This is a genomic window from Candidatus Eisenbacteria bacterium (genome assembly GCA_016867495.1).
GTDB lineage: Bacteria > Eisenbacteria > RBG-16-71-46 > CAIMUX01 > VGJL01 > VGJL01.
Genome location: VGJL01000273.1, coordinates 1 through 2,688 on the forward strand (window position 1 = coordinate 1; position 2,688 = coordinate 2,688).

A 2,688-nucleotide genomic window follows, 5' to 3' on the forward strand; every position below is an offset into this window, starting at 1 on the left:
TGATCCGATTGTCGAGGTCGATCTCGTGCGAGCGCACGCCCTCCACATGGCGGAAGAGGATCGGGCTGCGCGTTACTTTTCCCTCGATGTACCCGCGCACGACCTGGGCTTGGCGCATGTTCTGCGCGAGAAGGAGGACGACCCCCTTCTGCCCCACGGTCAGCTCGTGCTGCCGGAAGAACGCCTCGTAGATCGCGACGTTCGCGCAGATCTTGTCGCTCTTCCCCGAACGCCTCCCGCAGATGAATGCGCCCTCGCGGTGCTCCTTCGGCGTGCGCGGCGGGTGACCCGTGCACCGGCGAACGATCGGCTCCTGCGCTCGTGGAATCTCCAAGCCGTACAGCGTGCGGAGACCCGCCTCTTGCGCCGGCGACAACACGTCCCCCAGGATGTTCGGGTCGCGAATCGCCGCGATGATGTCAACCGTCCGCGCCATCCCCACCCTCCGGTTCCTTCGCCTCTTCCGCCTTCACGGCTAAGTACTCGGAGAGCGTCGGGACCGTCGGCTTCGCCACACGACGCTCCGCGATCGCCTGGCGGAACTCACCGACCGAGCGCGAAAGAGCGTTCTCGACCGTGGTCAGACGCTCCGCCACGTTGCGCATCTCCCCTTGCTTGAGGTCCAAAAGACCAACCACCTTGAGGAAGTTCTCGATCTGCCACAGGCGGGATCGCAGCCGCACGATCTGCTCGATGCGAATCCGGTCCGTCGCCGTCGGCGGCACCCCCGTCGCCTCGCTCACCTCGGTAATCAGCTCGTGCGCCCAGCCGACCTGACGCGCCGTGAGGATCGGGCAGATCAGGTGTTTCTTGCCGGTCTTGCACGAGAGGGGATGCCGGTGGTCCTTGCGCTTCACGTGATAGAGCGGACAGCAGTTGCAGGTCAGGCTCGTCGGGATCTCGACCGCATCCCCGCAGTGGTACCCGTGCCGAATCCCCGTCCGGCCCAGGCGGAGCACTCCCTTCACCACCGGCACCCGGACCTCGCCGGGCAGGCTGCTCGGTAGCGGCACCGGTAGGTTCTCGAACTCCTCCAGGATCGGGTCGACCTCCTTCTTTCCGCCCATCGTCCGAACTCCTTGCGCTTTCAGCTGTTCTCGGCCCCACCGGCGCTCACACAGCCCGCCAGCGGCCCGAAAGAGCGCCCCCACGGCGTGGGGGGCAAAGATCCTTTCCGTCGCGCAACGTAAGGCCCCGTGGGCGGTTAGCTCGAACAGCCCGCCTCCGCGGCCTTCCGCACCCCCGCCGAAACCGCTCCGATCCCGCGTCTTCCTCGCCTCCCCACGGGGACCTCAGGCCCCCATGTGTGTCATTTTGACACACCTTCGCCGGGGGTGAAAGGTGACCCTTTCCGGGGTCGTTTCAGAGAAACCACCAGTTCCTTGTAAATCAACAACTTAAAGCCCCCCCCACACAGCCACACGACCCCGAATTCCGAGGGCACCTCCCGGCGATCCTCTGCCACTTCGGCGGGAGGGCGAGATAGGGAGGATGCCCTGGTTCGCCGGTCCCGGCACTCAGACCGAAGGCCCTTATAAAGGGAGAGTAATTCCTAGCGACCACTTTTCTGGTCACCGGCCCGGGACCGTGCTCACTCCCCCTCGGATCCCACCGGGGAGGTACCCCATGCCCGGCTCGTACCGGGCGGCTACTCCCTACTCCACATCGGGTCATGCGATCTACCTCTCCGGGAACCCGAGTCGGGAGGTGGCGGTGAGGATGCCCGCTCTCGGTGAGCCCCGAAGTCACGGCTTCACCGACGCGCAATCCCCCTCCCGCAAGGGCTACCGACAGGCGATCGGGAAGACATGCTCTTAAGAACCCCCCTCGACGCCAGCCCCCTGACTCCCCCGCTTCGCCGAAGGCGTTCTCTTCCCCAGCACCCACAACCTCCACGCGATCAGCAGAAAGACCGCACCGACCACGCCACCGAAGATCTGTAGAAACCCGTGCGTTGGGGAATAGCCGCTTCTCCACCCGTTCGCGAACAGCGCCGGGAGGGCAAGACCCATCCCCGCGGCGAAGTACACCACGGCGACCTTCCTGTCACTCATCAGGCTCCCTTCCTTTCTCGCCGGGCCGATGGCGAGGACGCGTTCCCATTACTGATCCGCCGGTGCCCGACACTTCGATTCACCCTCGGCAAGGTACGCCGTCGCCATCCTTGTGACCGCTCGCGCTCGAAAGTCCTTCGCCTTCCCGATCTCGTCGCTCGCCTTCTCCATCGCCCGCTCGAACGTCGCCGCCTGCGTCTTGTCGAGCACAACCGTCACGACCATCGGCGACTCCTTGTCCATCGTCGCGGCTTCGTCTTCGAGATCGTCCGCGAGTCCCTCGGGCAGTTGCATGAGTGCTAAAGCATCTTGGATCTCCTTCGCGTCGTACGGCAGGACCGCCTCCATGTCCGGCATCGGCATCTCCTGATGCAAGTCGCTCAACAGCTTCGACAAGAGCGACGGCACAGAGGCGCCGCTCATTTCGTTTAGGTTGATGCTTAAAACCTTCGCCCGCTTGTCGTCCAGCCCCGTCACGATCACGCAGGGCACCGTCCCGTACTGCAACTTCTCCGCACAGATCTTCCATCGATGCTCCCCGCCCAGGATCTCGAACTCCCCGTCGATCTTCGGATGCGGCCGCACGACCAGCGGCTCCACAAGTCCTTCACGCGCGATGTATCTCGCCAGCTTC

Annotated in this window: 4 protein-coding genes; all 4 read right to left on the reverse strand. The window is 64.7% G+C overall.

Annotation, left to right across the window (positions count from 1 at the left end):
• Positions 1–436, reverse strand: a 436-nt coding sequence (locus FJY88_13325; protein ID MBM3288308.1) for a hypothetical protein, incomplete at its 3' end; no start/stop codon positions are given.
• A complete protein-coding gene (locus FJY88_13330; GenBank protein ID MBM3288309.1) occupies positions 420–1,067 on the reverse strand; it encodes a hypothetical protein in 648 nt (215 codons plus the stop codon). The genes FJY88_13325 and FJY88_13330, both read right to left, overlap by 17 nt.
• 747 nt (positions 1,068–1,814) lie before the next feature.
• A complete protein-coding gene (locus FJY88_13335; protein MBM3288310.1) occupies positions 1,815–2,054 on the reverse strand; it encodes a hypothetical protein in 240 nt (79 codons plus the stop codon).
• A 48-nt stretch (positions 2,055–2,102) separates the two neighbouring features.
• On the reverse strand, positions 2,103–2,688 hold a 586-nt coding region (locus tag FJY88_13340; GenBank protein ID MBM3288311.1), incomplete at its 5' end, for a hypothetical protein.

Bases quoted from the DNA above. Each gene is read 5' to 3' on its own strand.
- FJY88_13330 (MBM3288309.1), bottom strand. From the start codon at position 1,067: ATGGGCGGAAAGAAGGAGGTCGACCCGATCCTGGAGGAGTTCGAGAAC.
- FJY88_13335 (MBM3288310.1), bottom strand. From the start codon at position 2,054: ATGAGTGACAGGAAGGTCGCCGTGGTGTACTTCGCCGCGGGGATGGGT.